This is a genomic window from Streptomyces sp. NPDC013317, from assembly GCF_055563155.1.
In genome coordinates, this window is record NZ_JBVHDX010000007.1 from 290,753 (window position 1) to 310,365 (window position 19,613).

The following is a 19,613-nucleotide window of genomic DNA, read 5'->3' on the forward strand; positions in this document are numbered from 1 at the left end:
CCTCTCTGCGAGGTCGGCCGGTGCGCGACGGGTCAGCCCAGGAGCTGGTTCTGGAGGGCCACGGTCTGCTGGAACGGGACCGTCAGCGCCTCCCCCTTGCGGAACTGGGTGACCAGCGCCAGGGTGTCGCCGGCCTGGATGTAGGCCCAGCGGGTCTGGTCGGCGTTCTGCGGCAGCTCGACGTGCGTGTACAGCACGGTGTACGGAACGCTGACGGCCGTCGGGAAGTCGCCGTCGACCTGGACCCCCTCGACGCCGTCGAGGAGCGGACCGGTGGTCGCTCCGGCCTGCACGGCGTCGTCCTTGAAGGCCTCGGCGAAGGCCACCGAGTTGAACCGGAGCAGGTGAATCCGGGTCGTCGTACCGTCCGGCGTCGTCCAGCCCCGGGCCGCGATGTGCCGCAGCGCGGACTCCTTCAGCGCCTCCGACAGCTCGGGCCGTTCGTCCGTCCGGTACTGGGACAGGAACTGGTCCACGCCGACCCAGCCGCCGTTCAGCTTCGGGTCCGGCTTGGCGCCCTCAGGCGCGGGAAGCAGGAGCTTGCGCAGGTCGGCGTGGTGGATCTCGCCGTCGTTGCCCTCGGTGAAGGGCCGCGGCGCGTCCGCCGGGAGCGCGGGGAGGCTGAGCTTCGGGTACGCCCAACGGCCGTCGCTCTCGGTCGCGAGACCGGGCACGTCGGTGCGCTCCATGGAGGTGATCCCGAGCGCGGTCCCGGTTCCGACGCCGGCGAAGACGAGCACGGCGGCGGTCCAGCGGGCGACGGCCCACAGGAGCGGCTTGCGGGAGGCCTTGGCGCCGGGTGCCTCGGCCACGGCTTCGGCCTCCGCGCCGGGTGTCTCGGTCGGCAGCGCTTCCGCTTCCGGGGCAGGCGCCTGCTCCGGGAGCTTCACGTCGGTGTCCGTCGTCTGCTCGGTCATACGTACTCCCCCGGGGACGTGATGTGGTCCAGCTGCTTGCGCACCAGCTTGGCGGCCGCCGCCCTGTCGAACGGCTTCGTGCCCGCGACGGTGACCGTGACCTCGACCTCGGAGTCGTACGCCGTGCAGTGCATCTCCACGAGCTCCCCGGCCTTCTCCGCCTTCGACAGGTCCTTGTCCTCGGGGACCATGAAGCAGGCGGAGTTCTCGTGCCCGCTGATCTTCGGCCCCTTGGGGAACTCGAACAGCTCGAAGAGCTCCTTCCTGAGGTCGAACATCTCGCGGATCCGCTTCTTGTCCTTCATCTGCGTCACGCGGATGGAGACCACGACGTCGTTGCTCTCCGAAGCGAAGGAGCGGACGGCGATGCCCTTGATGCCGACCTTCTCGACGCGCTTCTCGTAGGCACGCCGCTTCTTGCCCGAGAGGCCCTTGCCCTCCTCCTTCAGCAGCGCGAGGGCCTCCTTGTCGCCCAGCTCGCCGTCGTTCCCGTACGACTCGATGTCCGGGCCGAGGACGTACCCCTCAGGCACCGGCAGGAGCAGCTTGCTGAGCGGCGTCGACGCCCGGCCGCGCGACGCGCCCGCGGCCGGGTCCTTGTCCCACTGCGTCGCCTCGGGCTCCTCCCATGCGACGGTCGGGGCGCTGCGGTCGGCCGCGTCGACGGTGACGGCGGTGTACGTGACGCCGCCGCCGACCGCGCCGAGGACGAGCACGGCCGGCAGGACGACCGTCAGCAGCTTGCGCCCACGGCCGGGCTTCGTCGGCTCGGTCACGGTGTCCATGTCCTCGCTCACAGGCGCCCCAGCTGCTGCTCGGCGATCGATGCGATCTCCTTCGCGGAGATCTTCTTGGAGTCGACGACGAAGATCTCGGCCATGATGTCGCCGCGGTGGAAGTACGCCCGGGCCTCGTAGAGGTCCAGGTATCCGGCCTTCCGTTCCACCGGGAACACGTAGGACCGGCCGTTTGCGGAGCCCTTGATCGCCTCACCCTCGGAGGAGGCGAAGTCCTCGTCGGACATGTAGTCCATCTGGCCCTCGGCGTGTTCCTGCGCGCCGAGGGTGTCGGAAGAGCGGTACTGGACCAGCCGGATCTCGGTGAACCGGTACTTGCCCTGCTGCCACGTCGTGCGCGCGACGCGGCGGATGCCGCTGCTGAGCTGGAAGTCCAGCGCCCGGCCCGGGTTCTTGAAGTCACGTGCGTACGCGGACACCGACATCCAGCCGTCGCCGAGGTCCGAGAACTCCGTCTTCTTCGCGCCCGCCGGGCGCGGCAGGAGCAGCTTGCGCAGGTCGCCGTCCGTCTTGAGCCTGCGGTCCTCCGAGACCGGCAGGGGCGCGGCCTTCTGCCCCGCCGGGAGCGGCTTCGGGTAGGCGAGACCGGGCTGGTTCAGGGCGGGCAGAGCCGTCGGCTCCCGATCGACCTGGACGCCGTAGCCGACGGCGGTGCCGCCGACGAGGCCGAGGACGGCGGCGAGGACGACGAGGCCGACCGTCCGTCCGGTCCTGCGCCGGCGCTGCGCGGCGGCGCTTTCTTCTGTGCTTTCCAAGAGGGTCCCCCCACGAGACCTGAAGCGAGGATTCCGTTATCCGCGCACAGCGCTGACTCGTGAGTGGTGCATGAGGTTGCAGAGGTCCGCATTACAGTTCGGTATATGGCGAAGAAGCTCGTGATCAAGGTGACCGCCGGGGCCGACGCCCCCGAACGCTGCTCCCAGGCCTTCACCGTGGCGGCCGTCGCCGTGGCCAGTGGGGTCGAGGTCTCGCTCTGGCTGACGGGCGAGTCGTCGTGGTTCGCGCTCCCGGGCCGGGCGGCGGAGTTCGAACTCCCGCACGCCGCGCCGCTCCCGGACCTGATCGACTCGATCCTGGCGGCGGGGCGGATCACGCTCTGCACCCAGTGCGCGGCCCGCCGGGAGATCACGGAGAAGGACGTCCTGGAGGGCGTCCGCATCGCCGGCGCACAGGTCTTCGTCCAGGAGGCGATGACGGACGGCACCCAGGCCCTGGTCTACTGACCGGCCGCCGACCCTCTGCCGGCCGGCCGCCGACCGGCTACTGGCCCTCGCGGCGCTTCTTGCCGTCCAGCTCGTCCCACCACTCGTCGGACTGCGGGTCCCCGGACGGATCGTCCCACCAGCGGTCCTCCGGGCCCCTCCGGTTCGCGATCATCGCGGCGACCGGCGGGATGAGCATGGCGACGACGCACATCCCGATGGCTACGGGCATCGAGAACAGCCGCACGACGGCCCAGGCGCCCACGAAGAGCGCCACACAGCCGCCCATCAGCCAGAAATAGACGTGCCGACGACGCGCGTACATATCTTCAGAGTAAGACCGAAGGGCCGTGCCTCAAGTCCGGGAAAGCGTCCAACCCCCCAGGAGGCACGGCCCTTCGGCCGGTAGGCGGGGCTTCGTGTCCGAAGCCCTCATGGCGGTGATCAGACCGCGATCGCGACCTCGGCGAGGCCGCCGTGCTGCGCCACGACCTGGCGGTCGGCGGTGCCGCCGGGAACCAGGGCGCGGACGGTCCAGGTGCCCTCGGCCGCGTAGAACCGGAACTGGCCGGTGGCGGAGGTCGGGACCTCGGCCGTGAACTCGCCGGTCGAGTCCAGGAGGCGGACGTAACCGGTGACGGGCTCGCCGTCCCTGGTCACGAAGCCCTGGATGGTGGTCTCACCGGGCTTGATCGTCGAGGCGTCGGGGCCGCCGGGCTGTGCTCCACACATGTCTTTCGTCCTGTCCTTGGGTCCGTGCGTCCGGTGGTGTTACTTGTTGGCGCCGAGCTCGATCGGCACGCCCACGAGGGAGCCGTACTCGGTCCACGAGCCGTCGTAGTTCTTGACGTTCTCGACACCGAGCAGCTCGTGCAGCACGAACCAGGTCAGCGCGGAGCGCTCACCGATGCGGCAGTAGGCGATGGTGTCCTTCGCCAGATCGACCTGCTCGTCCTCGTAGAGGGCCTTGAGCTGGTCGTCCGACTTGAAGGTGCCGTCGTCGTTGGCGTTCTTCGACCACGGGATGTTGCGGGCGCTGGGCACGTGGCCGGGACGCTGCGACTGCTCCTGCGGGAGGTGGGCCGGCGCGAGCAGCTTGCCGGAGAACTCGTCGGGCGAACGCACGTCGACGAGGTTCTGGGCGCCGATCGCGGCCACGACGTCGTCGCGGAAGGCACGGATGGAGGTGTCCTGGGCCTTGGCCTTGTACTCGGTGGCCGGGCGGGCAGGTACCTCGGAGCCGTCGACGAGGTCGCGGGAGTCGAGCTCCCACTTCTTGCGGCCGCCGTCGAGGAGCTTCACGTCCTGGTGGCCGTAGAGCTTGAAGTACCAGTACGCGTAGGAGGCGAACCAGTTGTTGTTGCCGCCGTAGAGCACGACCGTGGTGTCGTTGGCGATGCCCTTCGCCGAGAGGAGCTTCTCGAAGCCCTCCTGGTCGATGAAGTCACGGCGGACCGGGTCCTGCAGGTCCTGGGTCCAGTCGATCCGGATCGCGTTGCGGATGTGGTTCTTCTCGTACGCGGAGGTGTCCTCGTCGACCTCGACGACGGCCACCTGCGGGTTGTCGAGGTTCGCCTCGACCCAGTCGGCGTCTACCAGGACGTCGCTGCGGCTCATGCTGTTCTCCTCCGGGGCAGTGTTCGGCGGTGTGGTGCGGTGTTGCGGTGCTGTGCGGTGTCGCGCAGGGGATTGCGGGTACGCGTCAGCGCCACGTACGGGCTACACGGGGGTGGCCCCGACCTGGGGTCGGAAGGGCCTGAGGAATACGGGACTGCGGCGTCCCGCTCAGACGGTGCGACAGAGCATGGCGGCGATGCGGCACAGGTCTACTGCCCGCCGCTTCGTGAGATCCGCCTGTCGCTTCATGCCCACGATCGTAGGGACGGACAGGCGGCCGTGTCACCGGTGTGTCGTATTTTGAGACGCGATCGTCCGAGATGTGGGACGAGATCGCGGAGAAACCGGGCGCCGCCAGGGTCGGGGGCGTGCCCGTGGGGTGATTTTTCTACGGGGCGGACGCCACCGTCTCACCATGTGGCCGAGCCCCGGTCTCAGCCCGCCAGGGTCACGTTCGTTCCCGTCACGGCGATCGCCACGCCGTCCTCGCGGGCCTCGACCTTCTCCAGCTTCATGCCCTGCGGCAGCCCGCCGATCTCCCGGTCGAAGTCGGTACGCTCGCGGATCAGGGACTCCAGGCCCGGGATGCCCTCGCCCGGCACCTTGTCGGCGCGGACGCGGATGGTGTTCCCGTCGACCAGGGTCACCGAGGAGACGACGCTGCGGGTGACCGTACGGCCCAGGATCTCCACCCCGCCGGTGACCTTCAGCTTGCCGTCGCCGCCGTAGGCGACCGTCACGTCACGGTCGGCGGCGGCCGTCAGATCTGCGTACGAGATCAGGGCGGTACCGGTCGCCGTGCGCGCGCGGGCGCCCGCGAAGTCGTCGTCGACCGTCACGTCCCGGAGCGCGGCGGTCATCTCGGTGATCCGGATCTTCCGGCTTCCGGCCGTGGCCTCGACGCCGGTCAGCGCGACGTCGACCTCGTCGAACCGCTTGTCCATCGCCTGGGTCAGGAACGGGAAGCCCTTGATGTCGACGTCCGTCGAGTCGGCCCGCGCGGGGCCGAGCCGCACGCGGTCGGCGGCCTCGGACTCGGCGTAGCCGACCGCGATCCGGTCGACGCCGACGAAGATCCCGCCGAGCACGACGGCCACGATCAGCAATACGCGCAGTGCTCGCATGACCTGCCCCGCCCCCAAAAACTTGTCCGGCCCCCGACATCAAGATCGACGCGTCGCGGGGCCGGATGGTTCCCCGGGGTCAGGCGAGGGCACGTCCCAGCAGGTAGACGGCGGGGGCGGCGGCGGTCAGCGGGAGCGCGACACCGGCGGTCATGTGCACGAACCGCGAGGGGTAGTCGTAGCTCGCGACGTGCAGTCCGACGAGCGCGCAGACCCCGGCGGCGAGACCGAGCAGCGCCCCGGAGGTCCCCAGGTCGGTGAGGCCTCCGGCCGCGATCCCGGCGCCCGCGGCGGCCAGCAGCGCCACGACGACGGAGGCCGGGCGGGGCAGCGGGAGCGCGCGGGCGACGGTGGCGGCGGCGACCGCGAGGCCGCCGACGACCACGGCGTCGGGCTCGGCGCCGAGGTGCCCGGTGGCGACGATCGTCAGCGCGGCCGAGGCGACGGTGGCCATCAGGCCGTACATGCGCTCGTCGGGGTCGGCGTGGCTGCGGAGCTGGAGGACGAGGGTGAGCAGCACCCAGACGCCGAGGGTGCCGATGATCGCGGCGGGCGCGTTCTCGCGGCCGGCGGCCAGCAGAGCGGCGTCGGCGGCCAGGCCGCCTGCGAAGGCGAGGGCGATGCCCTGGCGGGCCGGCCACATGCCGTTGAGCCGGAACCAGCCGGCGGCGGTGACGGCCTGGAGCAGGACGAGCGGGACGAGCAGTCCGTACGAGCCGAGCGCGGCCCCGCCGGCGAGCAGGACGCCGAGGACCGCGGTGAGGGCGGCGGGCTGGATCCCCGGCGCGATGATCGGCGAGCGTCCCTCGGCCCGGGCGCGCTGGGCGTCGGTGAGGCGGGTGTGGCCGGAGGTGGTGGGCGCGGAGTGCGCGGCCGTGGGCCCGCCCTGGACGCGGGCGGCCGGCGTCTCGTCCGGCAGCGGATGCGCCGCGGTCGCGGGCTGCGGAGGCAGGTAGGCGGTGGCGTCGTACGCCGTCGGCTGCTGCGGCTGCACGGGCTGTTGCTGCGGCTGCGGCTGCGGGGGCTGGACCACCGGCTGGTACTGCGTGTCCCAGGTCTGACCCTGCCACGTCTGTGTGACGTGCGGGTCCTGGAGGCCGTACGGCTGCTGACCCGCGTAAGGGTCGTGGCCCCGCTCGTGACCCTGGGGGTATCCCTGGTCGTAGCCCTGCTCGTACGGCTGCTGCTGATCGCTGCTCATGCTGTGCGGTTCACCCTCCTGCGAACGGCGGGAGCACCTCGACCGTGCCGCCCTCGGCAAGGCGTACGGTCTCATGGCCGCGGGTCCCGACGGGGTCACCGTCGACGAGGAACGAACACCTCTGGAGTACGCGGACCAGCTCGCCCGGGTGCTTCGCACGGGCGGCGTCCAGCGCCTCGGCCAGGTTCTCCGCGGTGTACGGCTCCTCGGCGACACCGGCGGCTGCCTTGGCCGCGGCCCAGTAGCGGATGGTTCCCGCTGCCATAGCGGCGCTCCCTTCGTTCGTGTGCGCGCCGGTGTCCATGATGGGCTATCGGCGCGTGAGCCAGTCCCCCAGACGGCGCAGCAGGTCCGCGTCGGCCGCGTTCTCGGCGTGGCCCATGCCGCGCTCCAGCCACAGTTCGCCCTCGCCCGCCTCCGCCAGCATCCGGGGGTGGTCGACGGGGAAGTACGGGTCGCGGTCGCCGTGGACGATCAGCAGCGGGGTCGGCGCGATCAGCGGGACTGCCTCCACGGGCGACAGCGGCACGGGGTTCCAGTCCTCGTTGTGGATCCGCGTGCGCAGTCCGTACCGGCCGACCAGGCGGCCCATGGGACGGGTGATCACCCAGTGGACGCGGCGCATCGAGGGCGTCCCCCGGTAGTACCAGCGGGCGGGTGCGCTGACCGCCGCGACCGCGTCGGTGTGGCCGCCGGTGTCCCGTTCCAGGGCCGCGTGGCGCAGTACGACCGAGCCGCCCATGGAGAAGCCGACGGTCGCCACGCGCGCGTGGCCGAGCTTCCGGGCCCAGCGCACCGCGGCCGAGAGGTCGAGGACCTCGCGGTCGCCGACGGTGGAGCGACCACCCGAACGGCCGTGCCCGCGGAAGGAGAAAGTGACGACGGCCGCGTACCCGGCGAGCGCCTCGGCGGCACGGCGGACCGCGGGCCTGTCGGCCGACCCGGTGAACCCGTGGGCCAGGACGACGGCCGTATCGGTGACGCCCCGTGTACACGGTTCGTAAACAGCCTCGATACGGACACCGTCCGTGGTGAGCAAAGTGGCACGCTGGGGACGGGACGTGATCGAGGAGACATCCACGATGTGAAATCGCCCCTCTGCCTCGGAACTCATGTGGGCTATTCTCCTAGGCAGAGGATCCGGGCAACGCAGCCCCCGGGTCCTTTTGCGTTTTCCGACCGTTGTTACGGACGGATGAACAAAAGCTCTCAGGGCGCGAGAGCCGCATGTGAGACACGCAGACGTCCTCGCAGGGACCGAGGAGGAACCGACGTCATGGACGAGCGAACCGAGCACGACCGGCAGGAAACCCGGCCGGCCACTCCCGCAGGAGGCCGCCGATGAGTTCACTGCTGCTGCTGACCAACGCACTCCAGCCCTCGACCGAGGTGCTTCCCGCCCTCGGCCTTCTGCTGCACAACGTACGGGTCGCCCCGGCCGAGGGTCCGGCCCTGGTGGACACCCCCGGAGCGGACGTCATCCTCGTCGACGGCCGCCGTGACCTCCCGCAGGTGCGCAGCCTCTGTCAGCTCCTCCGATCGACCGGGCCCGGCTGCCCACTGATCCTCGTCGTCACGGAGGGCGGTCTCGCGGCCGTCACCGCCGACTGGGGCATCGACGACGTGCTGCTCGACACCGCGGGTCCGGCCGAGGTCGAGGCCCGGCTGCGGCTGGCGACGGGCCGGCAGCAGATCGTGGCCGACGACTCCCCGATGGAGATCCGCAACGGCGATCTCTCGGTCGACGAGGCGACGTACAGCGCCAAGCTCAAGGGCCGGGTCCTTGACCTGACCTTCAAGGAGTTCGAGCTCCTCAAGTACCTCGCGCAGCACCCGGGCCGGGTCTTCACCCGCGCCCAGCTGCTCCAGGAGGTCTGGGGGTACGACTACTTCGGCGGCACCCGAACGGTCGATGTCCACGTACGGCGACTTCGCGCCAAGCTCGGCCCGGAACACGAGTCGCTGATCGGCACCGTCCGTAACGTCGGATACCGCTTCGTCACGCCGGAGAAGGTGGAGCGGGCGGCCGAGGAGGCACGGGCGAAGGAAGAGGCCCGGGTCAAGGGTGGCGCGCGCGATGTCACCCCCTCGGAGGACAGGAACGTGGCGGAAGCCACAGTGCGACCTGCCGGTAGGTAGGTCACCCCGCGTAGACTGCCGCGCGTGGCCAAGGTGACGCGGGATGACGTAGCGCGACTGGCGGGTACTTCGACCGCGGTCGTGAGTTACGTCATCAACAACGGACCCCGGCCGGTCGCCCCGGCCACGCGCGAGCGTGTACTCGCCGCCATCAAGGAGCTGGGCTACCGACCCGACCGGGTGGCGCAGGCGATGGCATCGCGGCGCACGGACCTCATAGGCATGATCGTCCCGGACGCGCGCCAGCCGTTCTTCGGCGAGATGGCGCACGCGGTCGAACAGGCCGCCGCCGAGCGCGGCAAGATGGTGCTCGTCGGCAATTCGGACTACCGCGACGAGCGCGAGGTCCACTACCTGCGCGCGTTCCTCGGGATGCGGGTCTCCGGTCTGATCCTGGTCAGCCAGGGCATGAGCGAGCGGGCCGCGAGCGAGATCGAGGCCTGGGACGCGCGCGTGGTGCTGCTGCACGAGCGGCCCGAGGCGCTGGACGACGTGGCCGTCGTCACGGACGACATCGGCGGCGCGCAGCTCGCCACCCGGCACCTTCTGGAGCACGGGCACCCGTACGTGGCGTGTCTCGGCGGTGTGCCGAACACCCCGGCGGTCGGCGACCCGGTCGCGGACCACGAGGAGGGCTGGCGGCGGGCCATGCTGGAGGCCGGCATCTCGATCGAGGGACGGCTCTTCCAGGCTCCGTACAACCGCTACGACGCGTATCAGGTCGCGCTGAAGCTGCTCTCAGGACCGGACCGTCCGCCGGCGATCTTCTGCTCCACCGACGACCAGGCCTTCGGCGTGCTGCGGGCGGCGCGCGAGCTGCGGATCGACGTGCCGACGGAGCTGGCGGTGGCGGGCTTCGACGACGTCAAGGAGGCGGCGCTGACGGATCCGCCGCTGACGACGATCTCCTCGGACCGCCCGGCGATGGCCCGGGCGGCGGTGGACCTGGTCCTGGACGACTCGCTGCGGGTGGTGGGCTCCAAGCGCGAACGGGTGAAGCAGTTCCCGTCGGCTCTGGTGGTCCGCCGCTCCTGCGGCTGCGACGGCGGCTGACCCCGCCGCGCCCGGCCGCCTCTGGTCTTTATATGAGGCATACAGGGTTCTGTCGGGCTTCTCAGGCCGTCCTCAGAGTGCTCTCATGAACGGCTCCGAGAGTCTCTCCCATGACGGACCACCAGCAGCCGCAGCAGCCGTACTACCCGCCGCAGCCCCCGAGGCCGCCGTACGACCCGACGCAGCCCGTCACCACGGAACCGGGCACGACGGTCTGGCCGTCCGGGGGCCACGTCCCTCCGACGGCCACTCCCCCGGCCCCGCCCGCGCCCGCCGCGGCCGCCCCGCTCCCGCGCCGGCGCGCCAAGCGGGGCGTCGGTCTCCTCGTCGCCGTGGCGATCGCCGCCGCGGCGGTCGGCGGCGGCACCGCGACCCTGGTGCAGCAGCTCACCGCGGACGGCGCCCCGACGGCGTCCGGCGTCAGCGGTACGAACGTCTCCGCGAGCAGCAAGGGCACGGTCGCGGGGGTGGCCCAGGCCGTCTCGCCGTCGATCGTGGAGATCTCCGCGTCCTCGGCGTCCGGCAAGTCCACCGGCTCGGGCGTGATCATCACCGGTGACGGCGAGATCGTCACCAACAACCACGTCATCTCCGGCGCCTCCTCGATCGCCGTCCAGCTGTCGGACGGGAAGACGTACGAGGCGAAGGTCGTCGGGACCGACCCCGACAAGGACCTCGCGCTGATCAAGCTGGAGGGCGCGTCCGGGCTCAAGGCGGCCACGCTCGGCGACTCCGACGACGTGAAGGTCGGCGACGAGGTCGTGGCGATCGGCTCCCCCGAGGGTCTGACCGGCACGGTCACCAGCGGCATCGTCTCCGCGCTCGACCGTGACGTGACGGTGGCCAAGGACGACGGCCAGGACCAGCAGCGGCAGCAGTACGACCCGCGGCAGGGGTGGCCGTTCGAGTTCGGCGGGCAGGAGTTCAACGGCGACACCGGTTCGTCGAAGACGACGTACAAGGCGATCCAGACCGACGCCTCGCTCAATCCGGGGAATTCCGGCGGCGCGCTGATCAATATGAACGGCGAGATCATCGGAATCAATTCGGCGATGTACTCGCCGAGTTCTTCGAGCGGCTCTTCGGCAGGCAGCGTCGGTCTCGGATTCGCCATCCCGGTGAACACGCTCAAGGCCGACCTGGACGAGCTCCGGGACGGCGGCGCGAACTGAACGCGTGCGAGGCTGGCCCCATGACTGGCCCGGTGAATGAAGGCGACCGCATCCTCATCGTCGACGACGAGCCCGCCGTACGGGAGGCGCTGCGCCGCAGTCTCGCCTTCGAGGGGTACGGGACCGAGGAGGCCGTCGACGGGATCGACGCGCTCGCCCGGCTGGAGTCGTACGCCCCCGATCTCGTCGTGCTCGACGTGCAGATGCCCCGGATGGACGGGCTGACGGCGGCGCGACGGATCCGGGCGGCCGGCTCGACCGTGCCGATCCTGATGCTCACGGCCCGGGACACCGTCGGCGACCGGGTGACGGGGCTCGACGCGGGCGCGGACGACTACCTGGTGAAGCCGTTCGAGCTGGACGAGCTCTTCGCCCGCATCCGGGCCCTGCTGCGGCGCAGCTCGTACGCGAGCGCCGCCGAGGCGCAGCCGGAGGGCGACGTCCTGAGCTTCGGGGATCTGCGGATGGACCTGGCGACCCGTGAGGTGACGCGGGCCGGCCGGGCGGTGGAGCTCACGCGGACGGAGTTCACGCTCCTGGAGATGTTCCTGGCGCATCCGCGCCAGGTGCTGACGCGCGAGCAGATCCTGAAGGCGGTCTGGGGCTTCGACTTCGAGCCGAGTTCGAACTCGCTCGACGTGTACGTGATGTATCTGCGGCGGAAGACGGAGGCGGGCGGCGAGCCGCGCCTCGTGCACACGGTGCGGGGTGTGGGGTACGTGCTGCGCGGTGGAGGCCCTGAGTGAGCGGTCCTGTGGTCTGGTTCCGGTCGCGGCCGCTGCGGTCCCGGCTGGCGCTGCTGACGGCGACGGCGGTCGCGGTGGCGGTGGCGGCGGTCTCGCTCGCCTGCTGGTTCGTGACACGGGCGCAGCTGGAGGCGGAGCTCGACTCCTCGCTGCGCGGCAGCCGCCTCACGGACGAGCAGGCGCGGATGCTGCTGGCCTCCTGCGCCCCGGGGGCGCGGGACCGCCCGGTGCCGGCCGGGCCCGCGCAGACCCTGCAGATCGTCACCGTCACCGGCGACCTCTGCACGCTCGGCACCTCCCCGATCCCCGCCCGGAACGAGGACCTCGCGGTCGCGCGGGGCGAGCAGCCGTTCGCCCTGCACACGACGGACGCCGAGAACGGCACCGAGATGCGGGTCTACTCGTATCCCGTGTCGATCGCCGGTCAGCCGGTGGCGGTCTCGGTCGCCCGTCCGCTGTACGAGATCGACCGCTCGATGTCCACGCTCGGCTGGGTGCTGCTGCTCGTCTCCGGAATCGGTGTCGTGGGCGCGGGCGCGGCCGGGCTCTGGGTGGCGCGGACGGGCCTGGAACCGGTGAACCGGCTGACGGGCGCGGTGGAGCACGTGGCGGCGACGGAGGACCTGACGGTACGGATCCCGGTCGAGGGCGAGGACGAGATCGCCCGCCTGTCGCGCTCCTTCAACGCGATGACGGCGGCGCTCGCGGTCTCGCGGGACCGGCAGGCGCAGCTGATCGCGGACGCGGGCCATGAGCTGCGGACGCCGCTGACCTCGCTGCGTACCAACATCGAACTGCTCGCCCGCAGCGAGCAGACGGGCCGGGCGCTGCCGCCCGAGGACCGGCGGGCGCTGATGGCGTCGGTGAAGGCGCAGATGACGGAGCTGGCGGCGCTGATCGGCGACCTCCAGGAGCTGGCGCGCCCGGACGCGGCGCAGCCGGGCCGGCTGGAGGTCGTCCCGCTGCACACGCTCCTGAGGTCGGCCCTGGACCGGGCGCGGCTGCGGGGTCCCGAGCTGTCGTTCGTCACCGATCTGGCGCCCTGGTACGTCCGGGCGGAGCCGGCGGCGCTCGAGCGCGCGCTGGTGAACGTCCTGGACAACGCGGTGAAGTTCTCGCCGGCCCGAGGCACGGTGGAGGTGACCCTGATGCGGGGCGAGCTGACCGTCCGCGACCACGGGCCGGGCGTCGCGGCGGAGGAACTCCCCCATGTCTTCGAGCGCTTCTGGCGCTCGCCGTCGGCGCGCAGCCTGCCCGGCTCGGGACTCGGTCTGTCGATCGTGGCCCGTACGGTCCACCAGGCCGGCGGCACCGTGGCGCTGACGGCGGCCGAGGGCGGCGGCACGGCGGCGGTCCTGCGACTGCCTGGCGCGCCGACGCCCCCGCCGTCAGTTGTGGCGGACGAGGGACTCGGCCAGGCCTGAGCGGGTGTTGGGGAAGTCCATGGCGACGATGCCGAGGCCCTTCCAGCCGTTCGCGGTGCCGTCCAGGAAGCCGTGGACGCGGGGGTTGAGGTTGTCGGAGTTCCAGCGCGGCGGCAGGGACGCGGACGTGCTGACGAAGTTGACGTACAGCCTGCCGGGCTGTGCGACGGCCGTGCGGAGGTGGGCCTCGATCTTGGGGTACTTCGCGTTCGGCAGGGCGTTCCAGTCGTCCTGGATCGCGATGGCGCCGCCGTCCCACCACTTGAGGCCGGGCAGGCCTCCGTTGTCGGCGATGAGGACGACCCTGCCGCGGGCCTGGCCGAGGGTGGGGACGGTGTCGCCGATGCGGAAGAGGGAGCGCCAGCCCCGGTTGTCGAGGTAGTCGCCGAAGACGGCGCCGAAGGTGGCGTCGGACTCCGAGGAGTACTCCTGCTTGACGCGCATCAGGACGGTCTCGGAGGGATGGGCGGCGAGGAAGTCGCGGCAGGCGATGAGGACGTCGCCGAACATCATGTTCTGGTACGAGGGGCCGTGGTGGATGGCGAAGGAGCCGCCGGTGACGCGGCACCGGATGTCGAAGAACCGGATTCCGGAGGCGAGCTGCTGCGCGAGGGTGGTGTTCTGGCACTCGGACCAGGGGCCGCCGAAGCGGGCGCCGGAGTCGTGGGTGCCGGGGATGGTGAGCTTCTGGAGCGGGGTGGGGTCGCCGTGGCCGGCCATCCAGTCCTGGGTGGCGAGCGCCCGCGCGGGCGGGGCTCCCACCAGGAGGACGGCACCGGCTGCCGCGGCTCCCGCGAGAAAGCGTCGTCGGTCCATGCGCGGAGTATGACGCGTACGCGTCAATGACCGCCAGGGTTCGGCGTACGCGAAGGGGGCGGCGGACCGTCGGAACGGCCCGCCGCCCCCTGGCGACGCGGAGTTGCCCCCGGTGTTACTTGACGACCGTGATCCGGCCCGTGGCGGGCGGGGCCAGCGGGGCGCTCGCGGAGGAGTGCGCCGTCAGGTAGGCGGTGAACAGGTCCAGGTCGGACGCGCCGACCAGCTTGTTCTTGTGCTCCTTCAGGACGGCGAAGCCGTCACCGCCACCGGCCAGGAACTCGTTCATCGCGACCCGGTAGGTCTTCGACGGGTCGATCGCCTCACCGTTCAGCTTCACCGAGGAGACCACGATCCGGTCGGCGCCGGTCTTCGTCATGTCCAGGGTGTAGGTGAAGCCCTTCGAGACCTGGAGGATCTTCGGGGCGGCCTGGTTCGGGCCGCTCACCTGCTGCTGGAGCGCGGTGACGAGCTGGGCGCCGGTCAGGTCGACCGCCGTCATCATGTTGGTGAACGGCTGGACGGTGTACGCCTCGCCGTAGGTCACGACCCCGTCGCCCTCGGCGCCGGACGCCTTGTGGACCAGCGGCGCGCGGACACCGCCCGGGTTCATCAGCGCGAGCTGCGCGCCGCCCTTGTCGGCCGGGGCCATGCCCTCCAGCTGCGCGTCGGCGATCAGGTTGCCGAGCGGCTTCTCGGGCGCGTCGGCCGGGTTGTCGACGTCACCGGAGATGTAGCCGACCGGACGGCTCGCGATCGGCGCGGCGAGCGTCTTCCAGCGGTCGATCAGCCGGGTCATGTCCTCGGCCTTCGCCACGTCACGGGTGACGACGTGGTTCGCGGAGGAGACGGCGGTACGGACGATGTCCTTGGACCGGCGGTCGTAGGTCAGCGTCGTGTCGGTGTACAGCTTGCCGAAGGAGGCGGCCGAGGTGACCGTGCGCGGCTTGCCCGACGGGTCCGGGATGGTGCACGCGTACGCCTGGTGGGTGTGGCCCGTGACCAGGGCGTCGACCTGCGGGCTGACCTTCTTCGCGATGTCGACGATCGGGCCCGAGATGCCGTCGCCGGGACCGGGGCTGTCGCAGTTGTAGTTGTACGAACCCGAGGCCGGCGAACCGCCCTCGTGCAGCAGGGCGACGATGGACTTGACGCCCTTGCGCTCCAGGACCTTGGTGTACTTGTTGATCGTCTCGATCTCGTCGCCGAACTTCAGGCCCTTGATGCCCTCGGCGGAGACGATGTCGGCCGTGCCCTCCAGGGTGACGCCGATGAAGCCGACCTTGACGCCGTCCCGCTCCCAGATGAAGTACGGGTCGAGGATCGGACGGCCGGTCTTCTCGTTCGTCACATTGGCCGCGAGGTAGGGGAAGCGCGCCCCCTTGAACCGCTTGCCCTCCTCGAAGCAGCCGGCGGTGGGGTGGCAGCCGCCGTTCTGCATCCGGGCCAGCTCCCGCGCGCCCTCGTCGAACTCGTGGTTGCCCACCGAGCTGACGTCGAGCTTCAGCCGGTTCAGCGCCTCGACGGTCGGCTCGTCGTGGAAGAGCCCGGAGACCAGCGGGGAGGCGCCGATCATGTCGCCGGCGGCGGCGGTGACGGAGTACCGGTTGCCCTTGCGGGCCTCACGCAGGTGCGTGGCCAGGTACTCGACGCCACCGGCGTCGATGGTCTTCGTCGTGCCGTCCTCGTTGGTGTGGGTGACCCGGCCGGCCGAGCCCGTGGGGGGCTCCAGGTTCCCGTGCAGGTCGTTGAAGGAGAGGAGCTGCACGTCGACATAGCGCCCGTAGCCGTAGCCGTGGCCGCGCTCGTCACCCCCGCCCTTCGTGCCCGAGGCGCCCGCGGGCAGCGCGGCGACGAGCGCGCCGACGGTGGCGAGCCCCGCGCCGACGGCGAGTATCCGCCCCGCTGTCCTCTTCTTCTTCGGTGTCGCTGCCATCGTTCCCCTTGTCCCCGCGCCCCTGTGTGCGGCGCCTGTCGACTGCTGACGTACCCGGCGCAGCCTAGAGTCAACGCGCGTAGCGCAACAGGGGGTACCGGGTTACAACTAGGTTGATTCCGTAGGCTCGGAGGCATGACTCCTGACGCGGCACCGGCCCTCGAACCCGGCCGGCAGATCCACACTCTCGACGAGCTCTCCCCCGAGCAGGTGACGGACGTCCTCGACCTGCTGGAGGCGACCGACGGCGCCGACGGCGTCCACGCCGTGTCCGAGCAGGGGCGGCTGTACCTGCGCCACGGCCGGCGCGAGGGGGTGCGGCACTTCCTGCTCACCGTCGGCACCCAGCTCTACGGCTACGCGCAGCTGGAGGACACCGACCCGGTGGAGGCGCCGGCCGCCGAGCTCGTGGTCCATCCGTCGCATCGCGGCCGCGGTCACGGCCGGGCGCTCGGCACCGCGCTGCTCGCCGCCTCGGGCAAGCGACTGCGGGTCTGGGCGCACGGCGGGAAGGCCGCGGCCCGGCATCTGGCGCAGGTGCTCGGTCTGACCCTGTTCCGCGAACTGCGCCAGCTGCGCCGCCCCTTGGTGCCGCTCGACATCCCCGAGCCGACGCTCCCCGAGGGCGTCACGGTCCGCACCTTCGTCCCCGGCCAGGACGACGCGGCCTGGCTCGCGGTCAACGCGGAGGCCTTCGCCCACCACCCCGAGCAGGGCTCGCTCGCCCAGCGCGACCTCGACGACCGGTTCGCCGAGCCGTGGTTCGACCCCAAGGGCTTCTTCCTCGCGGAGAAGGAGGGGAAGCTGATCGGCTTCCACTGGACGAAGACGCACGCGGAGGAGCAGCTCGGCGAGGTGTACGTGATCGGCATCCTGCCGGAGGCGCAGGGGAGCGGCCTCGGCAAGGCGCTCACGGCGATCGGGCTGCGTCACCTGGCCGCGCAGGGGCTGCCGACGGCGATGCTGTACGTCGACGCGGACAACACGGCGGCGGTGACGGTGTACGAGCGGCTGGGCTTCGTCACGCACGAGGTGGACCTGATGTACCGCACGGAGTCCTGAGCCCCGGCCAACACACCTGGCAGAGGGGGCGGTTGACACCGCCCCCTCTCTTGCACCACCCTTTCACTACTTGATTAGTGAAAGGGTGGTGAGAAGGAACGTGCTCGAGTACCGCATCGACCGGCGCAGTGGCGTCGCCACCTACGTCCAGATCGTCCAGCAGACCAAACAGGCCCTGCGCATGGGCGTCCTGGAACCGGGGGACCGGCTGCCCACCGCGCGCGAGGTCGTCGAGGCGACGGCCGTCAACCCGAACACGGTCCTCAAGGCCTACCGCGAGCTGGAGCGCGAAGGGCTCGTCGAGGCCCGCCGCGGCCTCGGCACCTTCGTCCGCGCGACGCTCGGCACCGGCCCCGCGGACTCGCCCCTGCGGGGCGAACTCGCCGACTGGGCACGCCGTGCGCGGGAGGAAGGGCTGGAGCGCGAGGACGTGGCCGCGCTCTTCACATCCGTACTGAAGGAATTCTTCGAGGGGGACGCATGACCGACGAAACGGTCCTGAGCGCCGAGGGCCTGGGCAAACGGTACGGGGGGCGGGGGCCGGCCCGGCGCCGTGGAGACGGCTGGGCACTGAGAGGGTGCACCTTCGCGCTCCCCGCGGGCAGGGTCTGCGCGCTCGTCGGCCCCAACGGCGCGGGCAAGTCCACCCTCCTCGCGCTGGCGGCCGGACTGCTGCCGGCCACCGAGGGCACGGTCCGGGCGCCCGCCCGCGAACACCTCGCGTACGTCGCCCAGGAGAAGCCGCTCTACCCGCAGCTCACCGTCGCCGAGACACTGCGGATGGGCAGCGAGCTCAACCCGGGCCGCTGGGACGCGGCCGCCGCCGAGCGGATCACCGCCGAGCTCGACCAGGACGCGCGCGTCCGCGAGCTCTCCGGCGGCCAGCGCACCCGCGTCGCCCTCGCCCTGGCCCTCGGCAAGCGGCCCGCACTGCTCCTCCTCGACGAGCCGATGGCCGACCTGGACCCGCTCGCCCGCCGACAGCTCATGGGCGCCCTGATGGCGGACGCCGCCGAACGCGGCACGACGGTCGTCATGTCCTCGCACATCCTCACCGAGCTGGAGGGCGCCTGCGACCACCTCCTCCTCGTCGACGGCGGCCGCGTCCGGCTCGACGGCGCGATCGACGAACTCCTCGCCGCGCACGCCCTGCTCCGCGGCCCGGTCGCCGACCTCGCCCCCCACACGGTCGTCGAGTCCCGCACGACGGGCCGCCAGCTCACGGCCCTGGTCCGCCGGGAGGGCCGGATCGAAGGCCCCTGGCAGACGAGCGTCCCGACCCTGGAGGACCTCGTCCTCGCCCACCTGCGCCCCGAAGGAGCCTCCGTATGAGCACCCTCCCGCTGAAGGGCCAGCACTGGGTGACGGTCCGCCAGCACCGACGCACGCTCCAGGTCGCGGGAGCGGCGGTGGTCCTGGTCCTCGTCGGCGTCCTGGGGCTGCGGATCTGGGACGCCACGGTCGCGGACGTGCACGTGGTGGACGGCTACGCGCTCGCGTCCGACGACAGCCGGGCGTACGGACTCCTGCGCCTGGCCCTGGAGTACACCGGCATCGGCATGGTCCTCCTCCCGCTCCTCGCCGGGGCCTTCGTCGCGGGCCCGCTGATCGCCCGTGAGCTGGAGAGCGGCACGTACCGGCTCGCGCTCACCCAGTCCCTCACCCCGGTGGGGTGGTTCCGCGCGAAGCTCCTCACCGCGACGGTCGCGGCGCTCGCGGTCACCCTCGCCCTGATGGCGGTCTACCGGATCGGGTGGGGCCGGGTCTCGGGCACCTGGCAGCTGCACTGGTCGGACCGCGGCCCGTACGAGGCGACCGGCACCGTCCTCGTCGCGTACGTCCTGCTGTCCGTCGCCGTCGGCGCGCTCCTCGGACAGCTGATCCGCCGCACGGTGGTCGCGATGGCCGCGACCGGCCTGGTCACCGGCCTGGTCCTGGCCGCGCTCGGCGCGCTGCGCTGGACCTTCCTGCCGGTACGGACGGTCACGGGACAGCCCGTGGCCGACGGCTCCATGGTGCTGATGCCCGAGGACGGCCTGATCATGGACCAGGGCCTGATGGACAGCACCGGCGGCCGGCTGCCCGGCTATTTCTGCGATCCCGAGGCCGTCGCGGCCGGCGGCTGCCGGGTCGACGTACCCGTCGTCGCCGAGTACCTCGACTACCACCCCCTGTCCCACTTCTGGCCCACCCAGCTCATCGAGACGGGCATCGTGCTCACGCTCGCCGCCGTCACGCTCCTCGTCGCGTTCCGGGTCCTGAGCAGGCGCCACCCGTCGTCGCCCGCCGCGGACTGACGCTGCGGACGAGACCGGACGGAGAAGCGACGGAGCCGGCCGAACGGAGATCTGTGCGAACTCTCTCGGCCAAGGGATGTGATTGAGCCATCCGACGGGGCCGCCGGGAG

Annotated in this window: 21 protein-coding genes and 1 pseudogene; 10 read left to right on the forward strand and 12 right to left on the reverse strand. The window is 71.5% G+C overall.

Annotation, left to right across the window (positions count from 1 at the left end; genetic code table 11):
* Nucleotides 1-32 precede the first annotated feature (32 nt).
* From ACZ3IJ_RS20710 to ACZ3IJ_RS20720, 3 genes are read right to left on the reverse strand one after another with little or no spacing between them, the layout of a single operon-like run.
* Entirely contained in the window at nucleotides 33-917 is an 885-nt protein-coding gene (locus ACZ3IJ_RS20710; protein ID WP_467470173.1) for a hypothetical protein, read from the reverse strand.
* Complete coding sequence (locus ACZ3IJ_RS20715) at nucleotides 914-1,702, reverse strand: hypothetical protein (protein WP_467470175.1); 789 nt, start codon at nucleotides 1,700-1,702, stop codon at nucleotides 914-916. Before ACZ3IJ_RS20715 ends, ACZ3IJ_RS20710 begins: the two co-directional genes overlap by 4 nt.
* An 8-nt stretch (nucleotides 1,703-1,710) precedes the next feature.
* Nucleotides 1,711-2,469, reverse strand: coding sequence for a hypothetical protein (locus ACZ3IJ_RS20720; RefSeq protein WP_467470177.1), 759 nt, complete (start codon nucleotides 2,467-2,469; stop codon nucleotides 1,711-1,713).
* Between the two features lie 105 nt (nucleotides 2,470-2,574).
* Between ACZ3IJ_RS20720 and ACZ3IJ_RS20725 the strand changes: the two genes are divergently transcribed.
* Complete coding sequence (locus ACZ3IJ_RS20725) at nucleotides 2,575-2,937, forward strand: DsrE family protein (protein WP_137994334.1); 363 nt, start codon at nucleotides 2,575-2,577, stop codon at nucleotides 2,935-2,937.
* Between the two features lie 37 nt (nucleotides 2,938-2,974).
* Here ACZ3IJ_RS20725 and ACZ3IJ_RS20730 read toward each other — a convergent pair.
* The 7 genes and pseudogenes from ACZ3IJ_RS20730 to ACZ3IJ_RS20760 all read right to left on the reverse strand — a co-directional run.
* Nucleotides 2,975-3,253: pseudogene (locus tag ACZ3IJ_RS20730) on the reverse strand (DUF3099 domain-containing protein); the annotation flags it as partial.
* Nucleotides 3,254-3,360: 107 nt separating this feature from the next.
* On the reverse strand, nucleotides 3,361-3,648 hold the full coding sequence (locus ACZ3IJ_RS20735; protein WP_352191368.1) for a DUF1416 domain-containing protein: 288 nt from the start codon (nucleotides 3,646-3,648) through the stop codon (nucleotides 3,361-3,363).
* A gap of 39 nt (nucleotides 3,649-3,687) precedes the next feature.
* On the reverse strand, nucleotides 3,688-4,533 hold the full coding sequence (locus tag ACZ3IJ_RS20740) for a sulfurtransferase (protein WP_467470179.1): 846 nt from the start codon (nucleotides 4,531-4,533) through the stop codon (nucleotides 3,688-3,690).
* Nucleotides 4,534-4,967: 434 nt separating this feature from the next.
* On the reverse strand, nucleotides 4,968-5,657 hold the full coding sequence (locus tag ACZ3IJ_RS20745; protein ID WP_467470181.1) for an LmeA family phospholipid-binding protein: 690 nt from the start codon (nucleotides 5,655-5,657) through the stop codon (nucleotides 4,968-4,970).
* A gap of 79 nt (nucleotides 5,658-5,736) precedes the next feature.
* On the reverse strand, nucleotides 5,737-6,858 hold the full coding sequence (locus ACZ3IJ_RS20750; protein WP_467470183.1) for a hypothetical protein: 1,122 nt from the start codon (nucleotides 6,856-6,858) through the stop codon (nucleotides 5,737-5,739).
* A 10-nt stretch (nucleotides 6,859-6,868) separates the two neighbouring features.
* The gene (locus ACZ3IJ_RS20755; protein WP_352191364.1) at nucleotides 6,869-7,123 is read right to left on the reverse strand and encodes a MoaD/ThiS family protein; all 255 of its coding nucleotides are present in this window, start codon (nucleotides 7,121-7,123) and stop codon (nucleotides 6,869-6,871) included.
* Between the two features lie 45 nt (nucleotides 7,124-7,168).
* Nucleotides 7,169-7,972, reverse strand: a complete 804-nt coding sequence (locus ACZ3IJ_RS20760; RefSeq protein WP_467470185.1) for an alpha/beta hydrolase — start codon at nucleotides 7,970-7,972, stop codon at nucleotides 7,169-7,171.
* A 227-nt stretch (nucleotides 7,973-8,199) separates the two neighbouring features.
* On the opposite strand from ACZ3IJ_RS20760, the gene ACZ3IJ_RS20765 reads away from it, so the two are divergent.
* The 5 genes from ACZ3IJ_RS20765 to ACZ3IJ_RS20785 all read left to right on the forward strand — a co-directional run bounded on the left by ACZ3IJ_RS20765 (nucleotide 8,200) and on the right by ACZ3IJ_RS20785 (nucleotide 13,392).
* A complete protein-coding gene (locus ACZ3IJ_RS20765; protein ID WP_383289012.1) occupies nucleotides 8,200-8,997 on the forward strand; it encodes a response regulator transcription factor in 798 nt (265 codons plus the stop codon).
* Between the two features lie 24 nt (nucleotides 8,998-9,021).
* Nucleotides 9,022-10,050: a LacI family DNA-binding transcriptional regulator gene (locus tag ACZ3IJ_RS20770; RefSeq protein ID WP_391800265.1), complete on the forward strand. Its 1,029-nt coding sequence runs from the start codon at nucleotides 9,022-9,024 to the stop codon at nucleotides 10,048-10,050.
* A gap of 110 nt (nucleotides 10,051-10,160) precedes the next feature.
* Nucleotides 10,161-11,222 carry a S1C family serine protease gene (locus ACZ3IJ_RS20775; RefSeq protein ID WP_467470188.1) on the forward strand — a complete coding sequence of 354 codons (1,062 nt, stop codon included), beginning with the start codon at nucleotides 10,161-10,163 and terminating at the stop codon, nucleotides 11,220-11,222.
* A gap of 20 nt (nucleotides 11,223-11,242) precedes the next feature.
* The gene (locus ACZ3IJ_RS20780; protein ID WP_467470190.1) at nucleotides 11,243-11,968 is read left to right on the forward strand and encodes a response regulator transcription factor; all 726 of its coding nucleotides are present in this window, start codon (nucleotides 11,243-11,245) and stop codon (nucleotides 11,966-11,968) included.
* Nucleotides 11,965-13,392, forward strand: coding sequence for a sensor histidine kinase (locus tag ACZ3IJ_RS20785; RefSeq protein ID WP_467470192.1), 1,428 nt, complete (start codon nucleotides 11,965-11,967; stop codon nucleotides 13,390-13,392). The genes ACZ3IJ_RS20780 and ACZ3IJ_RS20785 overlap by 4 nt, the downstream gene beginning before the upstream one ends.
* Here the strand turns inward: ACZ3IJ_RS20785 and ACZ3IJ_RS20790 are convergent.
* Both ACZ3IJ_RS20790 and ACZ3IJ_RS20795 read right to left on the reverse strand, forming a co-directional pair.
* A complete protein-coding gene (locus ACZ3IJ_RS20790; RefSeq protein ID WP_467470194.1) occupies nucleotides 13,357-14,208 on the reverse strand; it encodes a phosphatidylinositol-specific phospholipase C in 852 nt (283 codons plus the stop codon). The genes ACZ3IJ_RS20785 and ACZ3IJ_RS20790 overlap by 36 nt on opposite strands.
* A 115-nt stretch (nucleotides 14,209-14,323) precedes the next feature.
* Entirely contained in the window at nucleotides 14,324-16,144 is a 1,821-nt protein-coding gene (locus tag ACZ3IJ_RS20795) for a bifunctional metallophosphatase/5'-nucleotidase (protein WP_467470196.1), read from the reverse strand.
* A 135-nt stretch (nucleotides 16,145-16,279) separates the two neighbouring features.
* Here ACZ3IJ_RS20795 and mshD point away from each other — a divergent pair, with 135 nt between their 5' ends.
* From mshD to ACZ3IJ_RS20815, 4 genes are all read left to right on the forward strand, one after another.
* On the forward strand, nucleotides 16,280-17,206 hold the full coding sequence (gene mshD / locus ACZ3IJ_RS20800; RefSeq protein ID WP_467470198.1) for a mycothiol synthase: 927 nt from the start codon (nucleotides 16,280-16,282) through the stop codon (nucleotides 17,204-17,206).
* A 100-nt stretch (nucleotides 17,207-17,306) separates the two neighbouring features.
* Entirely contained in the window at nucleotides 17,307-17,690 is a 384-nt protein-coding gene (locus ACZ3IJ_RS20805; RefSeq protein WP_467470200.1) for a GntR family transcriptional regulator, read from the forward strand.
* Complete coding sequence (locus ACZ3IJ_RS20810) at nucleotides 17,687-18,538, forward strand: ABC transporter ATP-binding protein (protein ID WP_467470202.1); 852 nt, start codon at nucleotides 17,687-17,689, stop codon at nucleotides 18,536-18,538. The genes ACZ3IJ_RS20805 and ACZ3IJ_RS20810 overlap by 4 nt, the downstream gene beginning before the upstream one ends.
* On the forward strand, nucleotides 18,535-19,503 hold the full coding sequence (locus tag ACZ3IJ_RS20815; RefSeq protein WP_467470204.1) for an ABC transporter permease: 969 nt from the start codon (nucleotides 18,535-18,537) through the stop codon (nucleotides 19,501-19,503). The genes ACZ3IJ_RS20810 and ACZ3IJ_RS20815 overlap by 4 nt, the downstream gene beginning before the upstream one ends.
* Nucleotides 19,504-19,613: the final 110 nt, after the last annotated feature.

Bases quoted from the DNA above. Each gene is read 5' to 3' on its own strand.
- ACZ3IJ_RS20710 (WP_467470173.1), bottom strand. From the start codon at position 917: ATGACCGAGCAGACGACGGACACCGACGTGAAGCTCCCGGAGCAGGCG.
- ACZ3IJ_RS20740 (WP_467470179.1), bottom strand. From the start codon at position 4,533: ATGAGCCGCAGCGACGTCCTGGTAGACGCCGACTGGGTCGAGGCGAAC.
- ACZ3IJ_RS20810 (WP_467470202.1), top strand. From the start codon at position 17,687: ATGACCGACGAAACGGTCCTGAGCGCCGAGGGCCTGGGCAAACGGTAC.
- ACZ3IJ_RS20790 (WP_467470194.1), bottom strand. From the start codon at position 14,208: ATGGACCGACGACGCTTTCTCGCGGGAGCCGCGGCAGCCGGTGCCGTC.
- ACZ3IJ_RS20755 (WP_352191364.1), bottom strand. From the start codon at position 7,123: ATGGCAGCGGGAACCATCCGCTACTGGGCCGCGGCCAAGGCAGCCGCC.
- ACZ3IJ_RS20750 (WP_467470183.1), bottom strand. From the start codon at position 6,858: ATGAGCAGCGATCAGCAGCAGCCGTACGAGCAGGGCTACGACCAGGGA.
- ACZ3IJ_RS20775 (WP_467470188.1), top strand. From the start codon at position 10,161: ATGACGGACCACCAGCAGCCGCAGCAGCCGTACTACCCGCCGCAGCCC.
- ACZ3IJ_RS20795 (WP_467470196.1), bottom strand. From the start codon at position 16,144: ATGGCAGCGACACCGAAGAAGAAGAGGACAGCGGGGCGGATACTCGCC.
- ACZ3IJ_RS20725 (WP_137994334.1), top strand. From the start codon at position 2,575: ATGGCGAAGAAGCTCGTGATCAAGGTGACCGCCGGGGCCGACGCCCCC.
- ACZ3IJ_RS20745 (WP_467470181.1), bottom strand. From the start codon at position 5,657: ATGCGAGCACTGCGCGTATTGCTGATCGTGGCCGTCGTGCTCGGCGGG.
- ACZ3IJ_RS20715 (WP_467470175.1), bottom strand. From the start codon at position 1,702: ATGGACACCGTGACCGAGCCGACGAAGCCCGGCCGTGGGCGCAAGCTG.
- ACZ3IJ_RS20765 (WP_383289012.1), top strand. From the start codon at position 8,200: ATGAGTTCACTGCTGCTGCTGACCAACGCACTCCAGCCCTCGACCGAG.
- ACZ3IJ_RS20815 (WP_467470204.1), top strand. From the start codon at position 18,535: ATGAGCACCCTCCCGCTGAAGGGCCAGCACTGGGTGACGGTCCGCCAG.
- ACZ3IJ_RS20780 (WP_467470190.1), top strand. From the start codon at position 11,243: ATGACTGGCCCGGTGAATGAAGGCGACCGCATCCTCATCGTCGACGAC.
- ACZ3IJ_RS20760 (WP_467470185.1), bottom strand. From the start codon at position 7,972: ATGAGTTCCGAGGCAGAGGGGCGATTTCACATCGTGGATGTCTCCTCG.
- mshD (WP_467470198.1), top strand. From the start codon at position 16,280: ATGACTCCTGACGCGGCACCGGCCCTCGAACCCGGCCGGCAGATCCAC.
- ACZ3IJ_RS20735 (WP_352191368.1), bottom strand. From the start codon at position 3,648: ATGTGTGGAGCACAGCCCGGCGGCCCCGACGCCTCGACGATCAAGCCC.